The organism is Erwinia sp. QL-Z3 (assembly GCF_004551645.1).
GTDB lineage: Bacteria > Pseudomonadota > Gammaproteobacteria > Enterobacterales > Enterobacteriaceae > Erwinia > Erwinia billingiae.
In genome coordinates, this window is the sequence record NZ_CP037950.1 from 4518095 (window position 1) to 4543416 (window position 25322).

Genomic DNA, 25322 nt, shown 5'->3' on the forward strand with positions numbered 1-25322 from the left:
GGCATGATTATCCCCGCGTTAGATTTAATAGAAGGCAAAGTGGTCCGTCTGCATCAGGGCGACTATGGCCAGCAGCGTGATTACGGCAGCGATCCGCTGCCACGTTTACAGGATTATGAAGCTCAGGGTGCGGAAGTGCTGCACCTGGTGGATTTAACCGGTGCCAAAGATCCGGCTGCGCGCCAGATCCCGCTGCTGACCACGTTGCTCGCAGGCGTTAATGTGCCGGTGCAGGTGGGTGGCGGTATCCGCACCCGTGACGATGTGGAAGCGCTGCTGAACGCCGGTGCCACCCGCGTGGTGGTCGGATCAACGGCGGTAAAAGATCCTGAAGAAGTGAAAAGCTGGTTTAAGCAGTACGGCCCGGATGCCATTGTGCTGGCACTGGATGTGCGTATTGATGCCAACAACCGCAAGGAAGTGGCGATCAGCGGCTGGCAGGAAGCCGCCGGCGTGACGCTGGAAGAAGTGATTGAGCAGTTCCTGCCGGTCGGCCTGAAGCATGTGCTGTGCACCGATATCTCCCGCGATGGCACGCTCAGCGGTTCCAATGTTGAGCTGTATCGCGAAGTGTCCGCCCGCTTCCCAAACATCGCCTTCCAGTCCTCGGGTGGCATTGGTTCGCTGGATGACGTTGCGGCGCTGAACGGTTGCGGTGCGAAAGGCGTGATCGTCGGTCGCGCCCTGTTGGAAGGTAAATTCACCGTTGCGGAGGCAATCTTATGCTGGCAAAAAGGATAATACCCTGTCTGGACGTCCGCGACGGTCAGGTAGTGAAAGGCGTTCAGTTCCGTAATCACGAAATTATTGGCGACATCGTGCCACTGGCCCAGCGTTATGCCCAGGAAGGCGCGGATGAACTGGTGTTTTACGACATCACCGCTTCGTCAGATGGCCGCGTCGTCGATAAAAGCTGGGTTTCCCGCGTGGCTGAAGTGATCGATATCCCCTTCTGCGTCGCGGGCGGGATCAAGTCGGCGGAAGATGCCGCCCAGATCCTGTCATTTGGTGCTGATAAGATTTCAATCAACTCGCCGGCGCTGGCCGATCCCGAGCTGATCACCCGCCTTGCCGACCGGTTTGGCGTGCAGTGCATTGTGGTCGGCATTGATACCTGGTACGACAGCGAAACCGGCAAGTATCACGTGAATCAATATACCGGTGATGAAAGCCGTACCAAGGTTACCACCTGGGAAACGCTGGACTGGGTGCAGGAAGTGCAGAAGCGTGGCGCGGGCGAAATCGTGCTGAATATGATGAATCAGGACGGCGTGCGCAACGGCTACGACCTGATCCAACTGCAGAAGATGCGTGAGGTTTGCAAGGTGCCGCTGATCGCCTCTGGCGGCGCGGGCACCATGGAACACTTCCACGAAGCCTTCCGCGATGCCGATGTCGACGGTGCGCTGGCCGCTTCCGTCTTCCATAAGCAGATTATTAATATCGGGGAACTAAAAGCGTTCCTGATTGAAAAAGGTGTGGAGATCCGCGCGTGTTAACAGAACAACAGCTGGCCCAGCTAGATTGGGTAAAAACTGACGGCATGATGCCGGCCATCGTCCAACACGCGGTGTCGGGTGAAGTGCTGATGCATGGCTACATGAATCAGGAAGCGCTGGCTAAGACGCTGGAAATTGGCAAAGTGACCCTGTGGTCGCGCACCAAACAGCGTCTGTGGACCAAAGGCGAGACCTCTGAAAACTTCCTCAACGTGGTCAGCATCACACCGGATTGTGATAACGACACCTTGCTGATCCTGGCGAACCCGATTGGCCCCACCTGCCATCTGGGTACCTCGAGCTGCTTCTCTCCGGCCGCCCCTGACTGGACGTTCCTCTACCAGTTAGAGCAGCTGCTGGCAGAACGTAAGCACGCGGATCCGAAAAGCTCTTATACCGCCAGCCTGTACGCCAGCGGCACCAAGCGTATCGCGCAAAAAGTGGGTGAAGAAGGCGTGGAAACCGCACTGGCGGCGACCGTTAACGATCGCCATGAACTGACTAACGAAGCCTCCGATTTGATCTATCACCTGCTGGTCCTTCTGCAGGACCAGGATTTGAATCTGAGCACCATCATCAACAACCTGCGTGAACGTCACAAGTAGTTCTCAGCACGGTTGCCAAGGCCGGGAAACCGGCCTTTTTTTTACAATTAAAAATTCACACCACCGGCATCAGCAGTTACTCTGACTGCTTGTGTAAAGTTATTGAGATGTAATAAATAATGGCTAAAACTTTGATGTCTTCTGTGCTGCGTAAGGCAGCGATTGCCTCGTTGATGGCAGGCTGCGCTTTTGGCGCTCAGGCCAAAATCGATCAGGTTCGCTTCGCGGTGGACCCAACCTATCCTCCTTTTGAGTCTAAAACCCCGCAGGGCAAACTGGTCGGTTTTGATATCGATTTGGGTAACGCGCTCTGTACCCAGATGCAGGCGAAATGCGTATGGGTGGAAAGCCAGTTCGACGGCATGATCCCGGCCCTGAAAGCGCGTAAATTCGATGCCATTCTGTCGGACATGGGCGTTACCGAAGAACGCCTCAAGCAGATCGACTTTACCGAGCCGATGTATGACACCAAAACCCAGCTAATTGCCCGCAAAGGCTCCGGTCTGCTGCCAACCCCGGAATCGCTGAAAGGCAAAACCGTCGGCGTTGAACAGGGTACCGTGCAGGAACGCTATGCGCTGGCAAAATGGCAGCCGGCAGGTGTGAACGTCGTTCCTTATGGCGATCAGGCTCAGGTTGAGAGCGATCTGGTTTCCGGCCGTCTGGATGCGGTGTTTACCGATGCGGCACAGGCGGCTATCGGCTTCCTGAAGCATCCTCAGGGCAAAGATTTCGAACTGGCTGGCCCGATTGTGCAGGATCCGATTATCGGCCCGGGCACTGCGATTGGCCTGCGTAAAGGCGATACAGAACTGAAAACCGCGCTGGACAACGCTTTCGCGGAAATCAAGAAAAACGGCACCTTTGATAAGATTCAGAAGCAGTACTTCGCGACCGACATCTCCATTCAAAAATAGTGTCTGAGTCGCGTCTGCGGGCGCGACACTCTTCCCCCTTTCAAGTGATCTGACCATGCAAAAACGCCATCATCCCCTGCTCAGCGCCTCGCTGGGAACGCAACGCGAAATCATCAGCTACCACGTTGGCGAACCTTCCCCTCGTCAGGTCTATATTCAGGCCGGGTTACACGGCGATGAACTGCCTGGCGTAGCCGTTGCCTGGTATTTGAAGCAAAAGCTGAAGGCCTTAGAGTCTGAAGGACGCCTGGCCGCCGCTATCACCCTGGTTCCGGTTGCCAACCCGATTGCGTTGGGTCAGCACTGGCACGGTACGCATTTAGGGCGATTCGAAACCGCCTCCGGGCAGGATTTCAATCGGCAGTTCCCCGCGTTGGGCCCGGCGCTGGCGGAACGGCTGGCTGGCAAATTGACCCAGGATGCTGAGTCTAATCGTGAACTGATTCGCGCAGCGATTAACGACTACTTTGACGGCGCAACGGTGGTGACAGAGCTGACGTCGCAACGCCATACGTTGATGAGAATGGCCTGTCAGGCCGATCTGATGATTGATATTCACTGCGACTGGGAAGCGGTCACGCATCTCTACACAATGCCGCACGCGTGGCAGGCGATTGAGCCGCTGGCGCGATACATTGGCAGCGATGTGCAGCTTATTGCCGACATCTCCGGCGGTGAACCGTTTGATGAAGCCTGCTGTGAACCCTGGATGTATTTGCAGCGTAAATTTGGCGACAGCTTCCCAATGCCGCAGCCGCTGCTGCCGGTGACGCTTGAGTTGCGTGGCGTAAGAGATGTCAGCCATGCGCAGGCAGAAACAGATGCCGACGCCATTATCAATGCTTTGATTCACGCGGGTTACATCATTGGTGAAGCGCCTCCCCTACCAGAATTGCATAATGAGGCCGTACCGCTGGCGGGCTGTGAATACATCACCACGCCGCATTCAGGGGTGATCCTGCATCGCCGCGAGATTGGTGAGTGGATTGAAGCTGGAGAAGTCGTCGCCGACATTCTGGACCCGTTAACCGACAGGCTGACGCCATTGGTGGCTGAACACGGTGGATTGCTGTATGCGAGGCACTGGGTAAGGTTTGCAACGGCGGGAATGTTGGTGACGAGGCTTGCCGGGAAAGACGCGATTCGTGACGGGGATTTGCTGGTTCCGTGAGTGTGCATGAAACAAAAAAAAGGCTTCCCGAAGGAAGCCTTTTTTAATAGCGGAGGATGTTATTCCATCCACTCGGTGTGGAACACACCTTCTTTATCGGTACGCTTGTAGGTGTGTGCGCCGAAGTAGTCACGCTGCGCCTGAATCAGGTTCGCTGGCAGTACCGCTGAACGGTAGCTGTCGTAGTAAGCGATAGCAGCTGAGAAGGTTGGTGTCGGGATACCGTTCTGTACAGCGTACGCCACAACATCGCGCAGCGCCTGCTGGTATTCATCAGCGATGTTTTTGAAGTACGGCGCCAGCAGCAGGTTAGCAATGTTGGCATCGTCTGCGTAAGCATCGGTAATCTTCTGCAGGAACTGAGCACGGATGATGCAACCAGCGCGGAAGATTTTAGCAATCTCGCCGTAATGCAGATCCCATTTGTTTTCGTCAGAAGCGGCTTTCAGCTGAGAGAAGCCCTGAGCGTAAGAAACGATTTTACCCAGGTACAGAGCGCGGCGAACTTTCTCAACGAACTCGGCTTTATCACCAGAGATAGTCTGCACGGTTGGACCGCTCAGTACTTTGGACGCTGCAACACGCTGCGTTTTCAGCGAGGACAGGTAACGCGCAAACACCGACTCGGTGATCAGTGACAGTGGCTCGCCCAGGTCCAGAGAGCTCTGGCTGGTCCACTTACCGGTACCTTTGTTCGCTGCTTCATCCAGAATCACATCAACCAGGTATTTACCGTCTTCATCTTTTTTGGTGAAGATGTCTTTGGTGATGTCGATCAGGTAGCTGCTCAGCTCGCCTTCATTCCACTCGCTGAAGGTTTTAGCCAGGTCATCATTGCTCAGGTTCAGGGCATTTTTCAGCAGGGAGTAAGCTTCTGCAATCAGCTGCATGTCGCCGTACTCGATACCGTTGTGCACCATTTTGACATAGTGACCCGCGCCATCCGGACCCATGTAGGCTACACAAGCTTCGCCTTCTGCACGCGCAGCAATCTCATTCAGGATTGGGGCAACCAGCTCGTAAGCTTCTTTCTGGCCGCCAGGCATGATGGATGGGCCCTTCAGTGCGCCCTCTTCACCACCGGAAACACCGGTACCGATGAAGTTGAAGCCCTGGTCAGACAGTTCGCGGTTACGGCGAATGGTGTCTTTATAGAAGGTGTTACCACCGTCGATCAGGATATCGCCCTTATCAAGGTGCGGAGTCAGAGAGGCGATAGTCTTGTCAGTCGCTTCGCCTGCCTGAACCATCAGCAGGATACGACGTGGCTTCTCAAGGGAATCAACAAACTCTTCGATGGTGTAGTAAGGCGCCAGTTTTTTGCCTTCGTTCTCTGCGATGACTTCTTCTGTCTTCTCGCGTGAACGGTTAAAGATGGACACGGTATAACCGCGGCTCTCGATGTTGAGAGCCAGGTTGCGGCCCATTACTGCCATACCTACAACGCCGATCTGTTGCTTGGACATTACATACTCCTGTCTGAAGGTCACTCACGACGCCTGTCAGAGGCGCCGCGCGTTAATGTGGCAAACATGTTAACTCAGGATAGCTGATGGGAGGTAGTGATTGGTGCGATTGATTTATCCATATGTAATCAATCATTTCGGCCTTACAACATCAGTAGAGATATGCATTGAGCTTGACGATTTTACCTTTATGGTTCCACTCGATGATATCGGCCCCCTGAAGCAATTTATCGTTCAATTTTAGCTCAAACTCAATGATGGATTTTGAACCATCGGTCAGAATCGATTTGGCAATAAAAGAGAATTCTTTATGGTCAGAGAAAAGATTGACAAGCATGTCACGGATTTTTTCATTACCAATAAGGTGATTTTGTGGATCAATTAATGATGCATCACGATCAAACATATCCATAACATCATGTAATGATTTCCGATTAAATGCGTCAATGTATTGCTCAGTAAGTTTTCGGATGGATCCAACAGCTTTACTGTGAGTCAGTTCAAACGATTTAACAGCATGCGCATCATAAAAATTATGATAGATAGAGTCTGAAAGTGGACGGCAGGTAATTTTCTTACCCTTAAGGATCAACTCATTCAGGCAAGAGGAGAGATAGAAATTACCCTGAATGGAGTTGTCTTTCCTGATGAGATTTTTGGCTGATTCTACAAAATCGCTGGCTTTACGGAAATAATACAGTCCAGCTACAGCATGGCGACTGATAGCGATTTTTTCAGCCGCTTCAACAACATTCCCTTCGTCATTTAACTTAACAAATGACCATTTTGGGTGGACAGATTCAAACGTGAGCACCGCAGCATCAGATTGCTGCGCACGGAAATCATTGATAATGCTCTGCAAATCATCATTAATATAATGATCAGCTGAAGCAATAATCAACTCTGCGTCCAAGTCGAGTTTATCGATAGCCATAAGAGCGCTACATACAGCCCCCTTAGTGGTACCTTGTAAAGGAACGATATTCCCTTTACCGTCAGTAATGGTGTTAATGATTGTGCCCAATCCCAACGTATTCAATTTTTCTGTAGGCACAACATAGATGGTCTGGTGAGGTTCTTTAAGGCTGGTAAAGATTTCCTGCGAATACTCAAGAAGCGTGCGATTAGAAACTTCAGTAAGGATCTTAGGATAGATAAAGTCAGTTGATGTCTGATAAAGACTCTGGCCGCTCATCGGAATCACAATGTTAATCATAATAAATCACGCCTCTTCAATGCTTAAAATGAAACTTTTAATGTTGCTATAGTTAACATCATAAACAGTTTCAACTTCTAAAACATGAGCTCCGCTAGCACGGGCTGCTTTAATGCCATTCTCATTATCTTCAACAATGACACACTCCTCAGGCTTAAGACCTAAGTCAGCAATGGCTTTATTATACATTTCAGGGTCAGGTTTGCCCTTAGTGACATCTTGATTAGAGACATAGAATTCAAAATATTGGGCCAGGTGCGCTTTTTCCATCATCACGTCAATTGAGTTTTTAATTGAGTTAGAAGCGACAGCAAGTTTATAACCCTCGCTATGCAGCGATGAAAGAGCGTACTCATGATGGAACATAGGCTTGCAGAGATTATATACAATTTCCATTGTATACTGCTGTTTCATTTCATTAATAAAACCATGCAGAGAGAGCGATAAACCTTTATCACGGCTGAGCATCAAAAGTTTATCTTTTGTCGGTAAGCCATCATATGATGTTAGATGCTCCTGACGGGTAATTTCGAGGCCAAACAGATTAAGTGCTTTATTTAACGCTTCATAATGCCAATCTTTTGCATCAATCAGCACACCATCCATATCAAAAATAACCGCTTTAATTTTACTTGTCATTGAAAAACTCCAACGCATTTTCAGGTAGGTCGGTACAAAGAATTAGATTGTTATTTTGAATTAAACGTTCGGGTAATGTTTTATATTGCTGCCAGACCTCAAGGTGACCTCGCTTATGCAGTTCAGGTGAGACAATACAAACTTTTTTACCCTGCCCCAACACTAACTCTAATAGATCTGCGTTAACGAGGTTGTTTGAGAAACCGTCCAACCAGACACCCTGTGACCGTTCAAGTAAAGCAGTAAGAGGTTCATACTCACTATAACGGACAAAGGTATTCAAACCTTGGTCTAGGTAACCCAATGTATCTGGGATGGACATATCAAACAGGAAATAGTTTTCGATAGAAAACTGACTCAACTTATCTTTTATTTTTGACTGCAACCCATCAGATTTTACATTAAGTGCAAGAGGTTGAAGGGTGCCTTTTGATTCGTTGAGATAGATATTTATAAAATTATCAAATGTAATACAAGACTCATCTGCAATGTCATGACTGATAACCAATTCACCATGATAGTCACGGATATCAGTTTCAGTACCGAAGCCTAGTGAAAAGGATCGGCTGAATGCTTCAATCGTATTCTTTTCTGTTGCGGTTTTCCAATAACCACGATGAGATATAATAATCATAAATCCTCTTTATTTTATAAGACCATCGTAGACTCTTTCGGCCTCTAAGGTATTTCCTTGAAAAATCAGGTTCCCTTTATTCATTACAATACTTTGATCGCAAATGTTTTTTACTTGATCAATATTATGGCTAACAAAGAAAATAGTTTTCCCTTGTCGCTTAACTTCATTGATCTTATTGAGACATTTTAGCTGAAAGCTTGCATCACCCACAGCCAGAGCTTCATCTATAACCAAAATATCAGAGTCGAGATGCACACCAATAGCAAATGCCAGGCGCACATACATACCTGACGAATAATATTTAACTGGTTCATCAATGAACTCACCTATTTCGGAGAACTCAATGATTTGGGAAATTTTAGTTTGGATTTCCCGGCGATTCATTCCCAGGATCGAACCACACAGAAATATATTTTCATACCCCGTAAGGTCATGGTGAAAACCAGCACCTACTTCCAGAAGACATGATATCGTTCCGTCAACGGAAATGGATCCTGAAGTTGGTGAAATTATCCGGGTGAGTAATTTAAGAAGTGTAGACTTACCCGCTCCATTGCGCCCAAGGACCCCTACTGATTGTCCCTTTTCAATGCGAAATGAAACATCATCAACTGCACAAAAAGTCTTGCTTGTATCAAACATATTTTTTTTGAATGAAAATATCTCTCTGATACTGCGTTGACGTTGTAAGGTTGTCGTATAATATTTACTAACCGAGTTAAATTCAATCATTCGTAATCCGCAACTAAACGATCATTTTTAATGAAATAGAATATGCCCAGGAACATCAATACTACAGCACTCAGCAAACTGTAAATCAAAGTGTTTACTTCGATTACATCACCACCCAAAAGAGCCCATCGTGAAAGCGAAACAATACCAGTCAGTGGATTGAGTGCATAATAGATGTGGAATTTCTCTGGCACTATTGTGAGTGTATATACAACTGGAGATGCAAAGAATAAAGCCTGAGTCAGCAAAGGCATCACGTGCCTTAGGTCCCGGTATTTTAGTTTCAAAATAGCCATAAAGCACCCTAAGCCGCACCCAAGCATCAAGGTAATAAGAATACAAGGAACAAGGAAAATAAGCCGGGCAAAGTCCAAGTTAACATCATATGAAATAGCAAGCGGAATGAAAACAACAAATGCAATAAAGAAATCAATTAGAGAAACAAAGACGCTTGCAATACAAAGCGATATTCTTGGGAAATATACCTTTGTCAGTAAATGCATATTATTTATAATTGCATCACTGGATGCCATCATGCTACCTGCAAATAAATTCCAGAACAAAATACCTGAAATCAATACAGCAGCATAAGGAGCATTGTACTCGGGAGTGGGGACCTTAACGAGTAAGCCAAATACAAAAAGATACAGCAGGATATTTACTCCAGGATTTATTATTGCCCAAAGAATACCTAAACTGGTCTGTTTGTACCTGACATTAAAATCTCTGCGGACGAATTCGAATATCAGCCCTCTGGATTCATATACTTCTCTCAATGTCGTTTGACTGTGAGGAGTTGAAACAAAACCCTTCATTTTTAACCTCTTTTTACGAAAAGCTTATAGGCTATATTTCTGATGAAATTTACAGAAAGAAGCCGGGTCCTTACAAAAAAATATATTTTCATAAAGCTAATTACTACCTTTCTCTTGTAATAGGCACTATCGAAAATCTGCTTTTCATGAGTAATGTATTTTCGATACAAATTCCACCAATCTTGAGTCTGATAGACGCTCGAAATTCCTTTGCCATAATACTCATCCTGATGTTTACGCCAGGTAAACCCAAGGGCTTTTGATGAATAAGGAATGAAATTGTTAAGGTAATAACACTCGGAATTTCGCACGTCGCTAATATCGCGATGATAATTACCCTGAAATACTGATTTTCCAATGACTTGTTCAATACATTGCGTCCAAACATATTGTTCTGGAACGAATTTCATATAACAGGAATTCATCAAAGAGCGACAATGTTGAAAAATTTCTTCAGTTGCGAGCGGGATACTAAAAAGCCTAATAAGATCTGATGTCAATCCTGCGAACATAATGTCGCCAGGATGAAAGAGAAAAGGCAGATGGCCATCAGGATTTCTAGCAAATAAATTGCAATTAATTACATGCCTATCAAATATAGTGAAATTTTTATCTCTTGCAATGTCACCCTTATTATCAACTATACCCTGGAACAGATAGTTCTCTAATATAGTGGCAACATCGTCATTATGTAGAAACGAGTCTGTTCTGATTTTAATAGCAACTGAGTTAGTGCATAATTTTAGGCCAGAAATAGTAGAGAAAATCATTCTATTAATATTGCTGACGACCTTCACACTATCGACAACTTTGAAGATTGGTCCAATATCTTCATTAAAGATAAATTTTACTGCCGGAAATTTGTGGAACAGCACGTCACAAATAATCTCGCTACACTTCCAGGTTGAAACAATGATTTCCGCATGCTGAAAATTTCTGGAGGTCATCGATAGATTTTCAACAAATTTGTTGTCCAGATTTCCCTCTCGGTCGAGAATGGAACCTTGCATAACAATAGACAATTTCAGAGGAGTATCTTCATTTAATCTCATAACGTATAAATTGCCATCCCGATAAATAAATTTTGCTCTGCTAACTCAGGATTGCAAATCATACCATTTAATATATTTTGCAATACCATCTTCTAAAGAGACTTTCGGCGACCACTTATAAGCCTTCTTTGCTCTTGAAATATCCAAAACGATCGAATTTACTTCTGATGCATTTGCATTGATATGAACATACTCAACACTTTGCGAGTGTACAGTGTTAAAACACTCTATAATATCTAGAATACTGTAGGGTCTACCTGAACCGATATTAAAAATTCGTTCGCTTCCGGTATAATTCATTGATGCTATGATGGCATCAGCAAGATCATCTATGTATAAATAATCGCGCTGAGAGGTGCCATCACCATAAATCGTCAGTGCCGTATTATTTACAACTGAGTTCATTACTGCAGGGATAAGGCCTTGACCTCCCTTGAGTTGCTGGCCAGGTCCATAAGGATTAGCTATCCTCAATACCTGGTAATCAAGACCATAGTTTTTCAAATAAACATCAAGATAATATTCTTGGGCAAGTTTATTTGCCGCATAGATGCTTTTTGGCGATAAATTATGAACTTCTTTGCAGTATTCGCCATGAGTGTCACCATAGATAGAGCCACCAGATGATGAAAAAATGAATTTAATATTGCTGGCGTTATCTTTAATACTTTCTAATAGCGTGATGAATGGAAGGATATTTTCCGTTACGCTCTCTTTAGCATACTTAAGAGATTCACCGGGGGAGTAACTGTTGGCCAAATATAAAACAGTTGCCTTAGGACTCCTTAAAAGGTGATTAACCATTTCATCGTAAAAAATCCCGTGAACATTCGAGTTCAACATGGGAATTTCTGAACTCCGTCCATCACGTTGATATAAAAATATATTACCGGTAAACTTCTTTTCAAAAAGATATGCAAGGAATTGTGTTCCAATAAACCCCTTCCAACCGACTATATAGATATCATTTGATTGCATAATATAACTTTCTTCCCGCTGATACTAAAGCATTATGAAAAATTGGCGGTATGAATTTAAGGGAAATATCAAATACTTTCCTCAATACTTTCAAAGCAAAAAGCCTGTAATTGAAAAATATCGGATTAGCTACATAAAGACCAGAACTAAAGTACCCACGTGAGATCGCTTTAATCACTTTTTCTTTTACTGGAGACGCATTGATATTTATATCTGAAGCAACATAATTACTTGCAATTTCTACTGGTCCGCCAAAGAAAGGAGCCATAGTAAAATTATAAGGTAATACTGTTACATAACCCTTGAGGAACTTTTTCCATCGTAAGCCAATATCCCAGCTATTGAGAACAAAAGTATGCTGCTGTAGATGGTTTCTGCTGTCACTCTCAGTAAAGTTCAGCGTCACGCCTTTTGCGCCAAGGAAATTCATAAAAAGTCTGGACTCTGGCCAATAGTCATGGAACCCTTCCTCATGATTATTCTTAACCAACTCTTTTATCAGCAAGACATTATCAAGATGAGTTTCAGTAAACAAGGTTTTTGGATAGTACAACCTTAGCGTTTCGTAACTTCCGGCAAGAAACATATCTGAAGGATGATAGAGCCTGTCTTTTCTGGTATAGCAGTTCGTCGTCACAAGCTTACCAAGCATTTGCTCTTCAAATTTATTTAACAGAGAAATTAATTTCTTATACTCAATAAGCTGATCCATCCTGACTTTCAAGATATATGAATCATGATTATCAACAGCATTTAAGCCGGCATTAACTAAATTTATTTGACGATTTATGTTGAAGAAACCAGGATTAAAAACATCATCACTGAGCACAATTTTCACTTTACTATCATTAAGTAAAGAAATCCCACTTAATGCTTTCTCAATATCATCCTGGTCTTTTCTGTATCCAGAAATCACAATATCAGCTGTTGCAATGTTTTTTTTAACAGACTTAATATTTCTTACCAAGAAATCTTCTTCAAGAGGTCCGTGAATAATGACTGTAATTAATTTATCCATGAAATTTATATCTCAACAAATCAATTTGATACATGATATCAACACCTAGCCCCTGCTCAGTTTGACTGGTATGATCCTGGAAGAAAATCACGTCTCTTGAATCAAACAGCAGATGGGCCACCGCCTCTGAGATTGTGCTGTCTTCATTCATTTTGTGATCACCAACGTACAAGGTAATTTTGGAGAATGCCTTCCTTGCACAATTAATATCCATAATAGTTCCATATGGAACGTGGTGTGAGAAAGCCGATACCACTTTAGCTTCTGGATAATAATTATTGTTTAAGTCGATCTTTTCGATGTTATCTTCAGGGGTGATGATTACATATTCAGCATTATTGAAGAGTGCAAAGTTATCATTATTATCGATATGATAACTTTCTCCTTGAGAATAGACTTTGTTCAAAGTTCCATCGGTAGCTTTGGTAATGATTAAGCACTTTTCCGGTAAAACTGTCTTTTCGTGGCTTTTAGCAGGAACGTCTTCATACATCTTGATACGTTTAACAATAGCATTGTCGAAGCTAACGAGAGCATCAAGGCTTTCCCTTTGACTCTGACGCACGCGGCTACGTTCTTCCTGACTCATACCATAATAATTCAGGATAACCTGCTTCATTGATGACACCGAGTTTTTTTCAAAACACATATCATTTGCTGTTGGCCCAACCATGTCAGCAATACCGCTGGTCAAGCTGCCGGCGACAGCGACACCATAGCTGATTGCTTCCAGCGCGGTGTTTGGAAAATTTTCATATGGCGAAGGGATTACGAACAAATCATAATCCTGATAATGCTTTTGCAGTTCTTTATAAGGCATGAAATCAAAAAAGCTGAAATTCTTTTTCATAGAAATGGGGATCAGGCTATAACAGCTGTCCATATAATCTTTTCTGTTATAAAAATTATCCCCACTATTGCCGATCAGTGTTACATGAAGATCATAACCTTCCTTGATCAACTTGCAAGAGGCCTTGATCAGCAACTCCTGTTTCTTACGTAATTCAAAACGTCCCAGAGAAAGAATTTTTAATGAGGTTGAAGAGTAATGATTATGACGATCATCTATATTCTTCTTCAGCTCATAATAAGAAGGACAGGTTTGCACCGTCGTTTCATATTGATTAGATAAATAATTCGAAAGGAAAGTCGACGTAGAAAAATTAGCATCACTCAGAATTGCCTGAGCGCGTTCGTACTGATGGATTTCAGCCATCCAATTTGGGCAGCATCCGAAAAAATCCAGATTAGTACCCCACTCCCACACCTCTCGTATAGCAGTGTGGTTGTTGTTAATAAACTTACAGTTGTAGCTCAAACCAACTCTAGCTCGTTTAGAAAGTGTGTAACTAACCAACCCGAGGAAATCTGTGCTTTCAACAACGTCTGGTTTAATCTTTTCAAGGACTTCGTCAATCGCTTTCGAGTTTTTGAAAATGCTCAGTTGATCCTTAATTTTCCACGATGTGATACCCGGAACATCCAGTTCGCTGCCATGTAAAAATATCACATGTACATCGTATCCTAACTTGCTGAAACCTTTTGCTGTGTGTTCAATATATGTGGCAATGCCGCCCTGACCTTTATAATAGCCACATTCATGCCCAACTAAACATAATTTCTTTTGCATTGACATATTTTTAAAAATCCAAAGCTTTTTTAGATACATCAAAAGATAAGAATAAACTTAAATCGGCAGGAATTCCTAAGCCATACATTCCATTAGCTTCTTCACCAACGTTGTAGATTCCGATTTTTGCGTTTTCATCTTGGAACATGTAAGTGTAGACCGGCGCGACATAAAATTCGCCATTCGATCTTTCATTCTTAGCGAGCATTTTGTCAGCATTGCGGCAAAAATCGGAACCTTTTCGATAATTATAAATGCCTACTGTCGCCTCATCTGATACGACAACTTTTTCAACAACGCTAATGACATCACCAGTTTCATTGAGCTCAACGAACGACCACTTTGGATCATCCGCTTTCATGGTCATGATTAAACCATCTAGCCGATCGGTTTCCATTTTTGCCAGATAATCATTGATGTCAACCTCCACCCACTGATCAGAATTAGCAATCATTAAAGGTTCATCGTTATCGATCAGATCTCTGGCACAGAGTACTGTACAAGCAGCCCCTTCAGTCACACCTTCGATGCCAACAATCTTGCATCCCGGAGCCCACTGGGAGAGGTACTTATCAAGCTCATAGTCCACAACATGCTGTTTCTGGCAGATAAAAATGAACCGATGCGGGGTGTCAGGCGTCAAGTTGTTGATAACGACCTGAATCATTCTCTTATCTCTAAGGGGGATAAGTGGTTTTGGATCGGGATAGCCATCTTTCGCAAACCGACTTCCTCTACCTGCCATAGGCACGACAATATTCAGCATTCTTATTCCCCTTTTAAATACTTATCATTTAATGCACCGGGTACTTTTACCACGGTAGTCACTGTATCTTCGAGTGCTTCAAAATCTGTAAATTGCCCAGGTTCGATTTTGATGATGTCCCCTGCGCTAACAATCTGACCATTCATCTTTGCTTTGCCAGAAACGATGACCGTAATCTCGGTAGCAATTTTATGGCAGTGACTCAATTCTTTATCTCCTGCAGCAAAATGCTGTACGGCGACCTCGGCATCGGTTGTATTGTAGAGTGTCGGCGCAAACCCGCCAACAAACCATCCACGGGTCATATCAGAAAGTTTAGAAATTTCCATAATAATCTCAATTAGTTAAGATTTGACATTTTCGTGATCGGGTGATTTTAGTGCTTAACTGGTCACTCGACTTAAGGGCAAAAAAGAGCTGATTTAAGATTTTTCTTAAAAAATAGATAAGCTACCGCCCTTGGCTCATAGCTACCAATGAACTAAATGCTTTAGTCAGACCTTCAACTGCCCTAAAAATTGCTTGAAATCTGTACATATCACAGAGATCAGCTGCACCACGATTTGTAAGATACCTACTTGATATCTATCTTGAAGGCTGCCTGCCTCAATCTGCACAAACCGGCTTCTTATTCCTTCAACAAATGCCAAGTATCTTAGCACCTTTCACTGCTTTTTCGAAGACCATCAGAAATATGGAAATTGCTTCTCTTTGCTGCCTTTCATTCCTTTAACAAATTATTCATAATACGAGCTGCTTAAGTATAAATTGGCTGTACCTTCGCAATTCAGACTTTGAAAGAAAAATCAAGAAATTGGACAAACGGGCAAACTCTATGAAGATTATTGTTACTGGTGGGGCCGGTTTTATCGGATCTGCAGTTGTAAGACATATCATTGAAAACACGCATGATACAGTTTTGGTCGTTGATAAATTGACCTATGCAGGTAACCTGGAATCTCTGAATCATGTTGAACACTCAGATCGCTACAATTTTATCCAAGCGGATATTTGCGATCGTTCGACCATAGAGCAAATTTTCACCGATTTTGAACCAGATGCCATCATGCATTTAGCTGCGGAGAGTCACGTTGACCGCTCGATTGATGGCCCGGGTGATTTTATACATACTAATATTGTTGGTACTTATACGCTGCTGGAAGCGGCTCGCGCATGGTGGAACGGTTTAGCTGAACCAGCAAAGAGCCATTTCCGTTTTCACCACATTTCAACAGATGAAGTTTTCGGCGATTTACATGACGACACCTCTTTCTTTACGGAAACAACGTCCTATGCGCCAAGTAGCCCTTATTCAGCCTCAAAAGCAGGAAGCGATCATTTAGTTAGAGCATGGCAGCGGACTTACGGTCTGCCAACCCTTATCACTAATTGTTCCAATAATTACGGACCATATCATTTCCCTGAAAAACTGATCCCCCTAATTATTCTCAACGCTCTTTCAGGTAAAAACCTGCCTGTCTATGGTGATGGCTCACAAATACGCGATTGGCTTTTTGTTGAAGATCATGCAAGAGCGCTTTATGAAGTCGTTTCTAAAGGTATACCTGGAGAAACTTATAATATCGGTGGCCATAATGAACGTAAAAATATCGATGTTGTTAAAACTATCTGTGATCTTCTCGAAGAATTAGCTCCTGAGAAACCAGCAGGTATTGCGAACTACAGCGACTTGATCACTTTCGTAAAAGATCGTCCGGGACATGATATTCGTTATGCCATTGATGCGAGTAAGATCCAGCGTGAGCTGGGATGGACTCCAGCCGAAACATTTGAATCGGGTATCCGTAAAACAGTTGTTTGGTACCTTGCAAATGAGACTTGGTGGAAACGCGTTCAGGATGGTTCATATTCTGGTCAACGCCTCGGTTTAACTAATTAATTTTTCTAGGATTTTTTTATGAAAGGTATTGTACTCGCTGGCGGTTCTGGCACTCGTTTATACCCTATTACTAAAGGAGTATCTAAACAGCTCCTGCCGATTTATGACAAGCCGATGGTTTACTATCCGGTCTCGGTTTTGATGCTTGCAGGTATCCGCGATATTCTCATCATCACGACTCCAGAGGATCATGATGCATTTATACGTTTGTTGGGTGATGGCAGCCAGTTTGGCATAAATTTGTCTTACGCAGTCCAACCGAGCCCGGACGGGTTAGCCCAGGCGTTTTTGATTGGTGAGAAGTTTATTGGTAATGAAGATTGTGCATTGGTATTAGGGGATAACATCTTCTTTGGTCAGGGATTCGGTACTGTGCTTTCTCGTTTTAGTGCTGGGGTGAAGGGTGCCACGGTGTTTGGTTATCAGGTGTCCGATCCAGAACGATTTGGTGTCGTTGAATTTGACAGCGAGTTCAAAGCAATATCTCTGGAAGAGAAACCAGTATTGCCTAAATCTCATTGGGCTGTAACCGGTCTCTACTTTTACGATAATACCGTCGTTGACTACGCCAAGTCCTTAAAGCCTTCAGTGAGAAACGAGCTGGAAATAACTGACCTCAACAGAATTTACCTAGAAAATGGAACGTTAAATGTGGAACTGCTCGGGCGAGGTTTTGCCTGGTTGGATACAGGAACGCACGATAGCCTTATCGATGCTTCACAGTTCATCCATACTATTGAAAAACGTCAGGGTTTCAAGGTTGCCTGCTTAGAAGAAATCGCTTTCAAGAAAGGGTGGCTAAGCAAAGAAGAAGTTAACTTTCAGGCAGACATTTTGATAAAAACTCACTATGGTCAGTATCTCAAGTCATTGATTCAATAGAGAATAAATATTATGTAGGTGAGTTACCCGAGCCGTTAATTCACCTTGATTCTCAAGAGCAAAGAGATACCTAAATCTGATGTTGAAGAACAAAATTAACTATGACATAGAGTTATTGAGAAGTTTCGCGATTATCATTGTGCTCATCGAGCATATGCCGACACTTTTTTTCTGGAGTCAGCATCAGACATTCACTACTTTAAGTCAGTACGTTCAGTTTTGGCCTGGCGTAGATCTCTTTTTTTGTATCTCCGGCTATGTAGTTGGGAACTCGTTAATCTCTAAAGTAGATCTATATCGAAATTGTGGGGATGTAGGAAAGGCTGTTATTTATCCCTTTTTTATAAAACGCGCTTTCCGGCTATTACCTAGCTCGTTACTCTGGATGTGCGTTATATTATTTTGTTCTTACGTCTATAATCGTTCCGGTGCGTTTGGACGCCCCTCCGAAAACATAGTTTTCAGCCTGGGAATAATAACCTATACCTATAATCTTATCTTTGGCTATTTATTACAGATAGGATACCTCCCTACTTATGGCCCTTATTGGTCTCTGACACTTGAAGAGCAGTTTTACTTCATCCTTCCACTTTTTGCTTTGTTAGTTCGTGATAAATACAGAATCACATTTCTTCTTATTCTGTTTATGTCTTTTTTCTTTATAGAAAGACAGGGGACATGGTTACCAAGCATCAGATTCGACAGTATATTGCTTGGTGTCGTTCTCTCAATCCTTCATAGTAAACATGCCTTAGATAGATTTAAACCTGTATTCCTGAAAAGCAGATACGCAAGGCTACTAATTAATATTTTACTTTTTGGATCATTGATAATCATTCCTGCTGCATTGGAAAAATCCAGAGTTTTATTCGGGGTTTTATCCTTGTGCTGCTTTGCTATTACTTTTGTCGCTTCATGGAATGAAGGTTATATTCTTCGCCATTGGTCGATCAATGCCATAATGTTATGGATTGCCAAACGCTCATATGCCATCTACCTTATTCATATGCCGGTGATCTATTTTATCCAGGAGTCGGTAATCCGCTTATTCGTTATGAAAGGAATTGCCCCTCATGATTCCCTGCCGCTACAGACAATATTGGTCTTATTATGTATCAGCTTAACCTTAGTACTGTCTGACCTCAATTATCGCTATCTTGAGAAACCATTGCGTGAAAAAGGGCGAATGAAAGCAGAGAAAATGAAAAATAAAATCATGACTGATGAGCAGATTAGGTAAGGAATAAAAAAGGGATTCTTAAGAATCCCTTTAGTTTCTTATTTATAACCGTTCGGATTCTGGCTCTGCCAGTTCCAGGTATCGCGCATCATCGCATCGATACCGCGGGAGACACGCCAGTCCAGCTCTTTATCTGCCAGTGAGGCGTCAGCCCAGAACGCGGCCAGGTCGCCGGCACGGCGTGGTGAGATCTGGTAGGGGATCTCACGGTCGGCCGCTTTCTCAAACGCCTTCACCATTTCCAGCACCGAGTACCCTACTCCGGCACCCAAATTGTAGGCTTTATAACCTTCAACCCGGCCGATATGATCCAGCGCTTTCAGGTGACCTTCGGCTAAATCCATCACGTGGATATAGTCGCGTTCACCGGTGCCGTCTTTGGTTGGGTAATCACCGCCAAAGATGCCAAGCTTCTCCAGACGGCCAATAGCCACCTGCGCGATGTAAGGCAGCAGGTTGTTTGGAATGCCGTTTGGATCTTCGCCAATCTGGCCAGACTCATGTGCACCGACCGGGTTAAAGTAACGCAGTGCGATGGTTTTGAAATCCGGGTTTGCTTTCGCGTAGTCACGCAGAATGAACTCAACCATCAGCTTCGACGTGCCATAAGGGCTGGTCGTGCCGCCGATTGGCGTGGTTTCGACGTAAGGCACGGGGGCATCGGCGCCGTAAACGGTGGCGGAAGAGCTGAAGATAAACTGGTTTACGCCAGCAGCACGCATCTCTTCCAACAGGACCAGGGTCCCGGTCACGTTGTTCTGGTAATACTCCAGCGGCATACGCGTGGATTCACCTACCGCTTTCAGGCCGGCAAAGTGAATGACCGCGGTAATGTCATGCTGGGCGAACAGGTCGCGCAGGCAGGCACGATCCAGAATGTCGCCTTCACAAAATGTTGCCGTCTTCCCTGCCAGTTTTTCAACCCGGTTGACAGATTCACGTGAAGCATTGCTCAGGTTATCCAGTACTACAACGTCGTCGCCACGCTGCAGCAGCGTAAGCACCGTGTGGGAACCGATGTAACCAGCGCCGCCCGTTACTAAAATAGCCATGTTGACTCCTTGCAACCACGCCAGAGCGTGGCCACGTTCAGATTGCGGATTACTTCGCCAGGATTGCTTTGATGGATTCGCGGAACTCACGGCCCTGCGCATTGTTTCGCAGACCCCAGGATACGAAGGCTTTCATATATCCCAGTTTACGGCCGCAGTCAAAGCTGGTGCCGGAAAGCTGATGCGCATCAACAGGCTGCTTTTTAGCGAGGTTAGCGATGGCGTCGGTCAGCTGGTAACGTCCCCAGGCACCTGGCTCGAGGTTTTCCAGCTCGGTCCAGATATCCGCGGACAGCACATAACGGCCTACCGCTGCCAGATCGGAATCCAGCGCCTGTGGATGTTCTGGTTTTTCAACGAAGTCGACAATCTGGCTGACCTGTCCTGGGTGATCCAGCGTCTCTTTGGTTTTGATAACCGAGTACTCAGACAGATCGGCTGCTGGCATATGGTGAACCAGAACCTGGCTGCGTTTGGTCTCTTCAAACTGCGCAACCATTGCGGCCAGGTTGTAACGCAGGGGATCGGCTGTTGAGTCATCCAACAGGATGTCTGGCAGCACAACCACGAAAGCTTCATCGTGCAGCATCGGACGCGCGCACAGGATGGAGTTAGCCAGGCCCAGCGGCTGTGGCTGGCGCACGTTCATAATCGTTACGCCCGGAGGACAAATCGATTTTACTTCGCTCAGAAGCGAACGCTTAACGCGGGCTTCCAGCAGCGCTTCCAGTTCGTAGGAAGTGTCAAAATGGTTTTCAACCGCATTCTTGGACGCGTGGGTGACCAGTACAATTTCCTTGATCCCTGCTGCAACGCACTCATCGATGATGTACTGAATCATCGGCTTGTCGACGATTGGCAACATTTCTTTAGGAATGGCTTTTGTAGCAGGGAGCATGTGCATACCCAGACCCGCAACGGGGATAACTGCTTTAAGCTTGGTCATATTTTTTCCATATAAATGAAGTAAAAAACGTATAACGATTATGCATTAAAGAGATGATTCACAAGTATAATCTTAATCTGAAAATTAAGCAGCGGCTGCTTCACAAATCTGCCAGCCATTTTTAGAGCGCATCCGGCTGTTCCTGCTGAGCTTTTAAAATAAAAAAGGCGACTGCCGAAGCGGTCGCCTTGATATCTACTGCGTCTTTTCAGATTAAAGCCAGCCAACAAACCATTCAGGTTGTACAAATAGATTGAAATAGCTAACCAGCGCCATAATGCCGACAAACACCACCGCTACCGACATCCACTGCCGGGCATACGGCATAAACGGAATGCCAATCACCGGCTTGATGAAGAACGGATGCGCAAAGGCAGAAATCAGCACCTGCGAGATCGACAGCGTCAGCGCTACGTACCAGACATTTGGATAGATCCACGTGGTTGCCAGTACCGCGACCACAATGATACTGGCCACAATGTTCCAGTAAAACTCGACGTTAGTCCGGCCATTGGCCTGCGATATCGCGCCGGTCAGGCCGCCCATCGGACGCAGCATGCCAAACAGCAGCATCAGTGGGATCAGATGTCCGACCGCTTCATGCGCCGGGCCGTACAGCAGGCGCACAATCACCGGTGACAGGATACCAATCGCCAGGTACATCAGGCTGCTGAACAGCATGATCATGAAGGTGCCCTTCAGGAACAGCTTCTGCAACTGCGCGGGCTCATGCTGCGTTTCCGCAAAACGCGGCAGCGCCAGACGGTTGATCACCGGCGTCACCAGCTTCAGCGGTTGCAACACCAGCTCTTTCGCCAGCGAGTAAATCCCCAGCATGTCCGCACCCATCACTTTACCGACAATCAGTGAGTCAGCCTGGGTACGTAACTGGTTAATGGTCTGCGAGCCGAGCTGATAAACGCCGTACTTCATTGAGCTGAAGAAGGTGGCTTTATCGAACTCAAACGTTGGCCGCCAGGATTTTTCACCAAACCAGATCATGCACGCAATGCGCATGGCGGCGTTGGCGAATAACCCCAGTATAACCGCAGCCACATTTAACGAGCTGTAATACAGCATCGCTACGGTCAGCGCAAAGGCAAGAAACTTGGTGACCATTTCTATTTTAGCCAGCAACACCATCTTCTTGGCTTTAATAAAATGCGCCTGATATTGCGACAGCGAACCTAACACCAGGAAGTTTAAGCTGGTCAGCATAATCAGCCCGGTCAGTTGCGGTAAGTGATAGAAATACGCAATCGGCCAGGCGATGGCGATCAGCAACAGTCCGGTCAGCAGGCTGAGCAACACGTTTACCCAGTAAATGGTGCTTTGCTCTTTGCGGGTAATGTTCTGGCGATGCACGATATAGCTGCTCATCCCCATATCCTGCAGCACCATCGCCACCGCGAGGATGGCATTGATAATCGCCAGAATCCCCAACTCATGCGTTTCAAGCTTTCGGGCCAGTACGCCTAACTGGACGACTTGTAGCACCGCAGCAAAACAGGTGCCTCCAAACAGCCATGCGGCCTGGTTTTTTAAACTACTCACGCAAGTTGCTCCAACAATTGTGCCAGCTCACGATAGGCAATGTGTTGGTTGAATTCCGTTTCGACTTTCTCCCTGGCCGCCGCAATCACCGGCGCTACGTCCACATCACCTTTCGCCAGCTTCAATAAAATCTCACTCAAGGCTTTCGCGTCCCCTTCTGGTGCCAGCCAGCCAGAAACGTTATTTTCAATCAGCTCCGGGATGCCGCTGTGGTCAGTCGACACCACCGGCAGGCCAACCGCCATCGCTTCCATCAGCGCGACGGGAATACCTTCCATATCGCCATCGGCAGCGGTCAGCGAAGGCAGCAGGAAAATATCCGCTTCATCGAGGTAACGCTTTATCTCTTCCTGTGGCTTGAAGCCCACCATCTTCACGCAATCTTCCAGACTGGCGCTGCGAATGGTGTTGCGTAACTCCTCTTCCATATCACCGTTGCCGATGATGGTGTATTCAAAGTTCGCGCCTTGCGCCTTCAGGTATTTGCAGGCTTCAACCGCCACGCCCAACCCTTTCTTCTCGGTCAGGCGGGCAACAGAAACGATGCGTAATGGCGTGTGCAGCGCCTCACGGACTTTCATATTGAATTTTTCAGGTTCAATGCCCATGCGGGTGACGTGAATCTTCTCCGGCGGACAGCCCATGGAGGTCAGCTTGTTCTCCCACAAATGGCTGATTGGCAGTAGCAGTTCTGTCTGACGGAAAAGATTGGTGTAGTCCAGCTTGTGCTCTTCCAGAATATGGCGGCGGGAGATATCCGCGCCATGGAAGACTGTGGCCTGTTTACCTTTCAACACGTTCAGCTCACGCAGTTTGTTGGCCAGCGCACCGGCATAGCCAAAGTGCACCAGGAAAACATCCGCGGTGAAGGTCTGCTTAGCATGGGCAACAATCGCCGGCAGCAGCAGCTTGCTGGACTGGGCGCCGTAGCGCCCAACGTTGAAGGATTTGAGCGTGGTCAGGCTGAGGATTTTTGGCAGCACAATCTGCAAACGCTGCTTCAGCTTTTCCGCGTTAGTTACCTTCTCTTCCGGCAGAAGATAATGGGTTTTCTCCGCCAGATTGTAGCGATCGAACGCACCGTGCCGGTTTACCAGGTCGCCAGGAAACACCGAGATGATCTCAACGTCATAGCCACTGTCGATAAAGTGGGTGACCTGGTTCAGCACGAATGTTTCCGACGAGACCGGAAAACGCATTGTGAAAAAAGTTAGTTTCATCGGTTCACCCTAAAATCTTGACGACGTCTTCGGTGATTTTATTCCCCAAAACCCTCTCCTGCTCTACCGCGCTATCAACCTGCTGTTTGACCACATCATAGTTATCGAGAATGCCGTTAACTTTCGTGATGATGCTGCCATCCATCAGACTCTTCACATCGGTAGCCATTTCTGGCAGGCCGAGCTGGTTCATCACGCCGAGCGATTTGTGTTCATAGTTAATCGCCACGGCTGGGGTGCCGAAGTTCATGGAAATGATTGCAGAGTGCAGACGAGTGCCGATTGTTAAGTGGCTACGCCCTAAAAGGATACCCAATTCAAGGTCATTAAATTCGTCCATGATGACATGGTACTTATCTTTCTGAACGACGTGGTCGCGCAAGGTCATCGCCACCATACGGTCGTCTTTATTGTAGCTGTCGATACCGGTACAGGTAGACAATGCCACTACCTGATAACCTTTGTCGATCATTGCATTGATCACCTTACCAAACGCCATCTCATACTCTTGCTGGGTGACACCAAGACGTTTGTCAAATGGCGCCAGCTCACGCACGGTAATCGCGATGGTTTTTGTTGAGGAGATCAGCTGCTGCCAGTGCAGCAGGTTGTGGCTCGGTTCTTCAACTTCACGGGCACGCACCAGGAAGGCGGTATCAGCACCTTTGACCACTTTTTCGGTGGTGATGCTGCCCTGCTTCATCATGTCCAGGCTGACGCTTTCACGCAGCACAAGGCTGTTGACGCGCGAGAAGACAAAGTTAGCAATCTCGTTGAATCTTTCTTTCTGGAAAGGCCCAACGCTGTGGCCGATCATATAGATAGGCTTTTTAGCCAGTAATGCACACAGAGAATGCTCAAACTGCAGCGGACCATACAGGTCAACGAAGAACGAACCGCCTACCTGAATAATGGCATCGTACTGCTTCAGCTTATTGGTAAAGTCCTGCAGGTACTTGGGTACCGCCATTGACTTAAACAGTCCACTTCCGCTGATGTGCGCCATCATGATTTTTGGCATCAGACGACGTTTAACTTTGTCCATAAACTTGTTTTTCCCTTTCTTGGTTTCAAGAAAGAGTTCATCCGGCATGATCTCCTGCTGCAGCAGATAGCCTGAGCTGGTTGGATAGCGACTGATTACATCAATTTCCAGATCGGTCCTTGCGAGGTTAAGCGAATCAATGAGCCCGCGTAAAATAGCGCCATCACCACGATTACCACACGTATGATTGCCAACTAATAAGATCTTCATAAAAACTCCAGAAATAAAATTTTTGTAATTTTACAGGCTATCACTAACCATAAGTGGTTAATTAATAAGTATTATTGTTCGAAACCCCGAACGCTCATCAATACAGCTGTACCACCTAATGCCCGCTGAGCC

General features: G+C 45.6%; 25 protein-coding genes. 8 read left to right on the forward strand and 17 right to left on the reverse strand.

Features of this window, described 5'->3' with window-relative positions; genetic code table 11:
* The first annotated feature begins 3 nt into the window (after positions 1-3).
* From hisA to E2F51_RS21755, 5 genes are all read left to right on the forward strand, one after another.
* Positions 4-741, forward strand: coding sequence for a 1-(5-phosphoribosyl)-5-[(5-phosphoribosylamino)methylideneamino]imidazole-4-carboxamide isomerase (hisA, locus tag E2F51_RS21735; RefSeq protein WP_134824547.1), 738 nt, complete (start codon positions 4-6; stop codon positions 739-741).
* Positions 723-1499, forward strand: coding sequence for an imidazole glycerol phosphate synthase subunit HisF (gene hisF, locus E2F51_RS21740; RefSeq protein ID WP_041692061.1), 777 nt, complete (start codon positions 723-725; stop codon positions 1497-1499). Before hisA ends, hisF begins: the two co-directional genes overlap by 19 nt.
* Positions 1493-2104: a bifunctional phosphoribosyl-AMP cyclohydrolase/phosphoribosyl-ATP diphosphatase HisIE gene (gene hisIE / locus E2F51_RS21745; protein WP_013202932.1), complete on the forward strand. Its 612-nt coding sequence runs from the start codon at positions 1493-1495 to the stop codon at positions 2102-2104. Before hisF ends, hisIE begins: the two co-directional genes overlap by 7 nt.
* Before the next feature lie 119 nt (positions 2105-2223).
* On the forward strand, positions 2224-3021 hold the full coding sequence (locus E2F51_RS21750) for an ABC transporter substrate-binding protein (protein WP_134824548.1): 798 nt from the start codon (positions 2224-2226) through the stop codon (positions 3019-3021).
* A 55-nt stretch (positions 3022-3076) separates the two neighbouring features.
* Entirely contained in the window at positions 3077-4192 is a 1116-nt protein-coding gene (locus E2F51_RS21755) for a succinylglutamate desuccinylase/aspartoacylase family protein (protein WP_134824549.1), read from the forward strand.
* A 59-nt stretch (positions 4193-4251) separates the two neighbouring features.
* Here the strand turns inward: E2F51_RS21755 and gndA are convergent, their stop codons facing one another.
* The 12 genes from gndA to E2F51_RS21815 form a co-directional block, all read right to left on the reverse strand.
* A complete protein-coding gene (gene gndA, locus E2F51_RS21760) occupies positions 4252-5658 on the reverse strand; it encodes an NADP-dependent phosphogluconate dehydrogenase (RefSeq protein ID WP_105760718.1) in 1407 nt (468 codons plus the stop codon).
* Positions 5659-5809: 151 nt separating this feature from the next.
* Complete coding sequence (locus tag E2F51_RS21765) at positions 5810-6874, reverse strand: nuclear transport factor 2 family protein (protein ID WP_134824550.1); 1065 nt, start codon at positions 6872-6874, stop codon at positions 5810-5812.
* Positions 6875-6880: 6 nt separating this feature from the next.
* Positions 6881-7513, reverse strand: a complete 633-nt coding sequence (locus E2F51_RS21770; protein ID WP_134824551.1) for an HAD family phosphatase — start codon at positions 7511-7513, stop codon at positions 6881-6883.
* Entirely contained in the window at positions 7503-8147 is a 645-nt protein-coding gene (locus E2F51_RS21775; protein ID WP_134824552.1) for a hypothetical protein, read from the reverse strand. Before E2F51_RS21775 ends, E2F51_RS21770 begins: the two co-directional genes overlap by 11 nt.
* A gap of 9 nt (positions 8148-8156) precedes the next feature.
* Positions 8157-8882: an ABC transporter ATP-binding protein gene (locus E2F51_RS21780; RefSeq protein WP_134824553.1), complete on the reverse strand. Its 726-nt coding sequence runs from the start codon at positions 8880-8882 to the stop codon at positions 8157-8159.
* Complete coding sequence (locus E2F51_RS21785) at positions 8879-9697, reverse strand: ABC transporter permease (RefSeq protein ID WP_134824554.1); 819 nt, start codon at positions 9695-9697, stop codon at positions 8879-8881. The genes E2F51_RS21780 and E2F51_RS21785 overlap by 4 nt, the downstream gene beginning before the upstream one ends.
* 2 nt (positions 9698-9699) lie before the next feature.
* Complete coding sequence (locus E2F51_RS21790; protein WP_134824555.1) at positions 9700-10749, reverse strand: WavE lipopolysaccharide synthesis family protein; 1050 nt, start codon at positions 10747-10749, stop codon at positions 9700-9702.
* A gap of 45 nt (positions 10750-10794) precedes the next feature.
* Positions 10795-11727, reverse strand: coding sequence for an NAD-dependent epimerase/dehydratase family protein (locus E2F51_RS21795; RefSeq protein ID WP_134824556.1), 933 nt, complete (start codon positions 11725-11727; stop codon positions 10795-10797).
* On the reverse strand, positions 11714-12745 hold the full coding sequence (locus E2F51_RS21800; RefSeq protein WP_134824557.1) for a WavE lipopolysaccharide synthesis family protein: 1032 nt from the start codon (positions 12743-12745) through the stop codon (positions 11714-11716). Before E2F51_RS21800 ends, E2F51_RS21795 begins: the two co-directional genes overlap by 14 nt.
* On the reverse strand, positions 12738-14375 hold the full coding sequence (locus E2F51_RS21805; protein ID WP_167738422.1) for a glycosyltransferase family 4 protein: 1638 nt from the start codon (positions 14373-14375) through the stop codon (positions 12738-12740). The genes E2F51_RS21800 and E2F51_RS21805 overlap by 8 nt, the downstream gene beginning before the upstream one ends.
* Positions 14376-14385: 10 nt before the next feature.
* A complete protein-coding gene (locus E2F51_RS21810; RefSeq protein WP_134824559.1) occupies positions 14386-15141 on the reverse strand; it encodes a glycosyltransferase family 2 protein in 756 nt (251 codons plus the stop codon).
* A 2-nt stretch (positions 15142-15143) separates the two neighbouring features.
* Positions 15144-15470 carry a hypothetical protein gene (locus E2F51_RS21815; RefSeq protein WP_134824560.1) on the reverse strand — a complete coding sequence of 109 codons (327 nt, stop codon included), beginning with the start codon at positions 15468-15470 and terminating at the stop codon, positions 15144-15146.
* Between the two features lie 506 nt (positions 15471-15976).
* Here E2F51_RS21815 and rfbB point away from each other — a divergent pair.
* From rfbB to E2F51_RS21830, 3 genes are all read left to right on the forward strand, one after another.
* Positions 15977-17041, forward strand: coding sequence for a dTDP-glucose 4,6-dehydratase (gene rfbB, locus E2F51_RS21820; RefSeq protein WP_134824561.1), 1065 nt, complete (start codon positions 15977-15979; stop codon positions 17039-17041).
* Positions 17042-17059: 18 nt separating this feature from the next.
* Entirely contained in the window at positions 17060-17923 is an 864-nt protein-coding gene (rfbA, locus tag E2F51_RS21825; RefSeq protein WP_134824562.1) for a glucose-1-phosphate thymidylyltransferase RfbA, read from the forward strand.
* 79 nt (positions 17924-18002) lie between these two features.
* Entirely contained in the window at positions 18003-19163 is a 1161-nt protein-coding gene (locus E2F51_RS21830) for an acyltransferase (protein WP_134824563.1), read from the forward strand.
* A 38-nt stretch (positions 19164-19201) separates the two neighbouring features.
* On the opposite strand, the gene galE is transcribed toward E2F51_RS21830, so the two are convergent.
* The 5 genes from galE to wcaK all read right to left on the reverse strand — a co-directional run bounded on the left by galE (position 19202) and on the right by wcaK (position 25190).
* On the reverse strand, positions 19202-20215 hold the full coding sequence (galE, locus tag E2F51_RS21835; protein ID WP_134824564.1) for a UDP-glucose 4-epimerase GalE: 1014 nt from the start codon (positions 20213-20215) through the stop codon (positions 19202-19204).
* A 49-nt stretch (positions 20216-20264) separates the two neighbouring features.
* Positions 20265-21161 carry a UTP--glucose-1-phosphate uridylyltransferase GalF gene (gene galF / locus E2F51_RS21840; RefSeq protein WP_013202946.1) on the reverse strand — a complete coding sequence of 299 codons (897 nt, stop codon included), beginning with the start codon at positions 21159-21161 and terminating at the stop codon, positions 20265-20267.
* 213 nt (positions 21162-21374) lie between these two features.
* Positions 21375-22715: a lipopolysaccharide biosynthesis protein gene (locus E2F51_RS21845; RefSeq protein ID WP_013202947.1), complete on the reverse strand. Its 1341-nt coding sequence runs from the start codon at positions 22713-22715 to the stop codon at positions 21375-21377.
* A complete protein-coding gene (locus E2F51_RS21850; protein WP_134824565.1) occupies positions 22712-23935 on the reverse strand; it encodes a glycosyltransferase in 1224 nt (407 codons plus the stop codon). Before E2F51_RS21850 ends, E2F51_RS21845 begins: the two co-directional genes overlap by 4 nt.
* A gap of 4 nt (positions 23936-23939) precedes the next feature.
* Positions 23940-25190: a colanic acid biosynthesis pyruvyl transferase WcaK gene (wcaK, locus tag E2F51_RS21855; RefSeq protein WP_013202949.1), complete on the reverse strand. Its 1251-nt coding sequence runs from the start codon at positions 25188-25190 to the stop codon at positions 23940-23942.
* Between the last annotated feature and the right edge of the window lie 132 nt (positions 25191-25322).

Bases quoted from the DNA above. Each gene is read 5' to 3' on its own strand.
- E2F51_RS21785 (WP_134824554.1), bottom strand. From the start codon at position 9,697: ATGAAGGGTTTTGTTTCAACTCCTCACAGTCAAACGACATTGAGAGAA.
- hisA (WP_134824547.1), top strand. From the start codon at position 4: ATGATTATCCCCGCGTTAGATTTAATAGAAGGCAAAGTGGTCCGTCTG.
- E2F51_RS21755 (WP_134824549.1), top strand. From the start codon at position 3,077: ATGCAAAAACGCCATCATCCCCTGCTCAGCGCCTCGCTGGGAACGCAA.
- E2F51_RS21780 (WP_134824553.1), bottom strand. From the start codon at position 8,882: ATGATTGAATTTAACTCGGTTAGTAAATATTATACGACAACCTTACAA.
- wcaK (WP_013202949.1), bottom strand. From the start codon at position 25,190: ATGAAGATCTTATTAGTTGGCAATCATACGTGTGGTAATCGTGGTGAT.
- E2F51_RS21750 (WP_134824548.1), top strand. From the start codon at position 2,224: ATGGCTAAAACTTTGATGTCTTCTGTGCTGCGTAAGGCAGCGATTGCC.
- hisF (WP_041692061.1), top strand. From the start codon at position 723: ATGCTGGCAAAAAGGATAATACCCTGTCTGGACGTCCGCGACGGTCAG.
- E2F51_RS21815 (WP_134824560.1), bottom strand. From the start codon at position 15,470: ATGGAAATTTCTAAACTTTCTGATATGACCCGTGGATGGTTTGTTGGC.
- E2F51_RS21775 (WP_134824552.1), bottom strand. From the start codon at position 8,147: ATGATTATTATATCTCATCGTGGTTATTGGAAAACCGCAACAGAAAAG.
- E2F51_RS21830 (WP_134824563.1), top strand. From the start codon at position 18,003: ATGTTGAAGAACAAAATTAACTATGACATAGAGTTATTGAGAAGTTTC.
- E2F51_RS21800 (WP_134824557.1), bottom strand. From the start codon at position 12,745: ATGGATAAATTAATTACAGTCATTATTCACGGACCTCTTGAAGAAGAT.
- gndA (WP_105760718.1), bottom strand. From the start codon at position 5,658: ATGTCCAAGCAACAGATCGGCGTTGTAGGTATGGCAGTAATGGGCCGC.
- E2F51_RS21810 (WP_134824559.1), bottom strand. From the start codon at position 15,141: ATGCTGAATATTGTCGTGCCTATGGCAGGTAGAGGAAGTCGGTTTGCG.
- galE (WP_134824564.1), bottom strand. From the start codon at position 20,215: ATGGCTATTTTAGTAACGGGCGGCGCTGGTTACATCGGTTCCCACACG.
- E2F51_RS21795 (WP_134824556.1), bottom strand. From the start codon at position 11,727: ATGCAATCAAATGATATCTATATAGTCGGTTGGAAGGGGTTTATTGGA.
- E2F51_RS21770 (WP_134824551.1), bottom strand. From the start codon at position 7,513: ATGACAAGTAAAATTAAAGCGGTTATTTTTGATATGGATGGTGTGCTG.
- rfbB (WP_134824561.1), top strand. From the start codon at position 15,977: ATGAAGATTATTGTTACTGGTGGGGCCGGTTTTATCGGATCTGCAGTT.
- E2F51_RS21790 (WP_134824555.1), bottom strand. From the start codon at position 10,749: ATGAGATTAAATGAAGATACTCCTCTGAAATTGTCTATTGTTATGCAA.
- E2F51_RS21850 (WP_134824565.1), bottom strand. From the start codon at position 23,935: ATGAAACTAACTTTTTTCACAATGCGTTTTCCGGTCTCGTCGGAAACA.
- rfbA (WP_134824562.1), top strand. From the start codon at position 17,060: ATGAAAGGTATTGTACTCGCTGGCGGTTCTGGCACTCGTTTATACCCT.
- galF (WP_013202946.1), bottom strand. From the start codon at position 21,161: ATGACCAAGCTTAAAGCAGTTATCCCCGTTGCGGGTCTGGGTATGCAC.
- E2F51_RS21765 (WP_134824550.1), bottom strand. From the start codon at position 6,874: ATGATTAACATTGTGATTCCGATGAGCGGCCAGAGTCTTTATCAGACA.
- E2F51_RS21805 (WP_167738422.1), bottom strand. From the start codon at position 14,375: ATGCAAAAGAAATTATGTTTAGTTGGGCATGAATGTGGCTATTATAAA.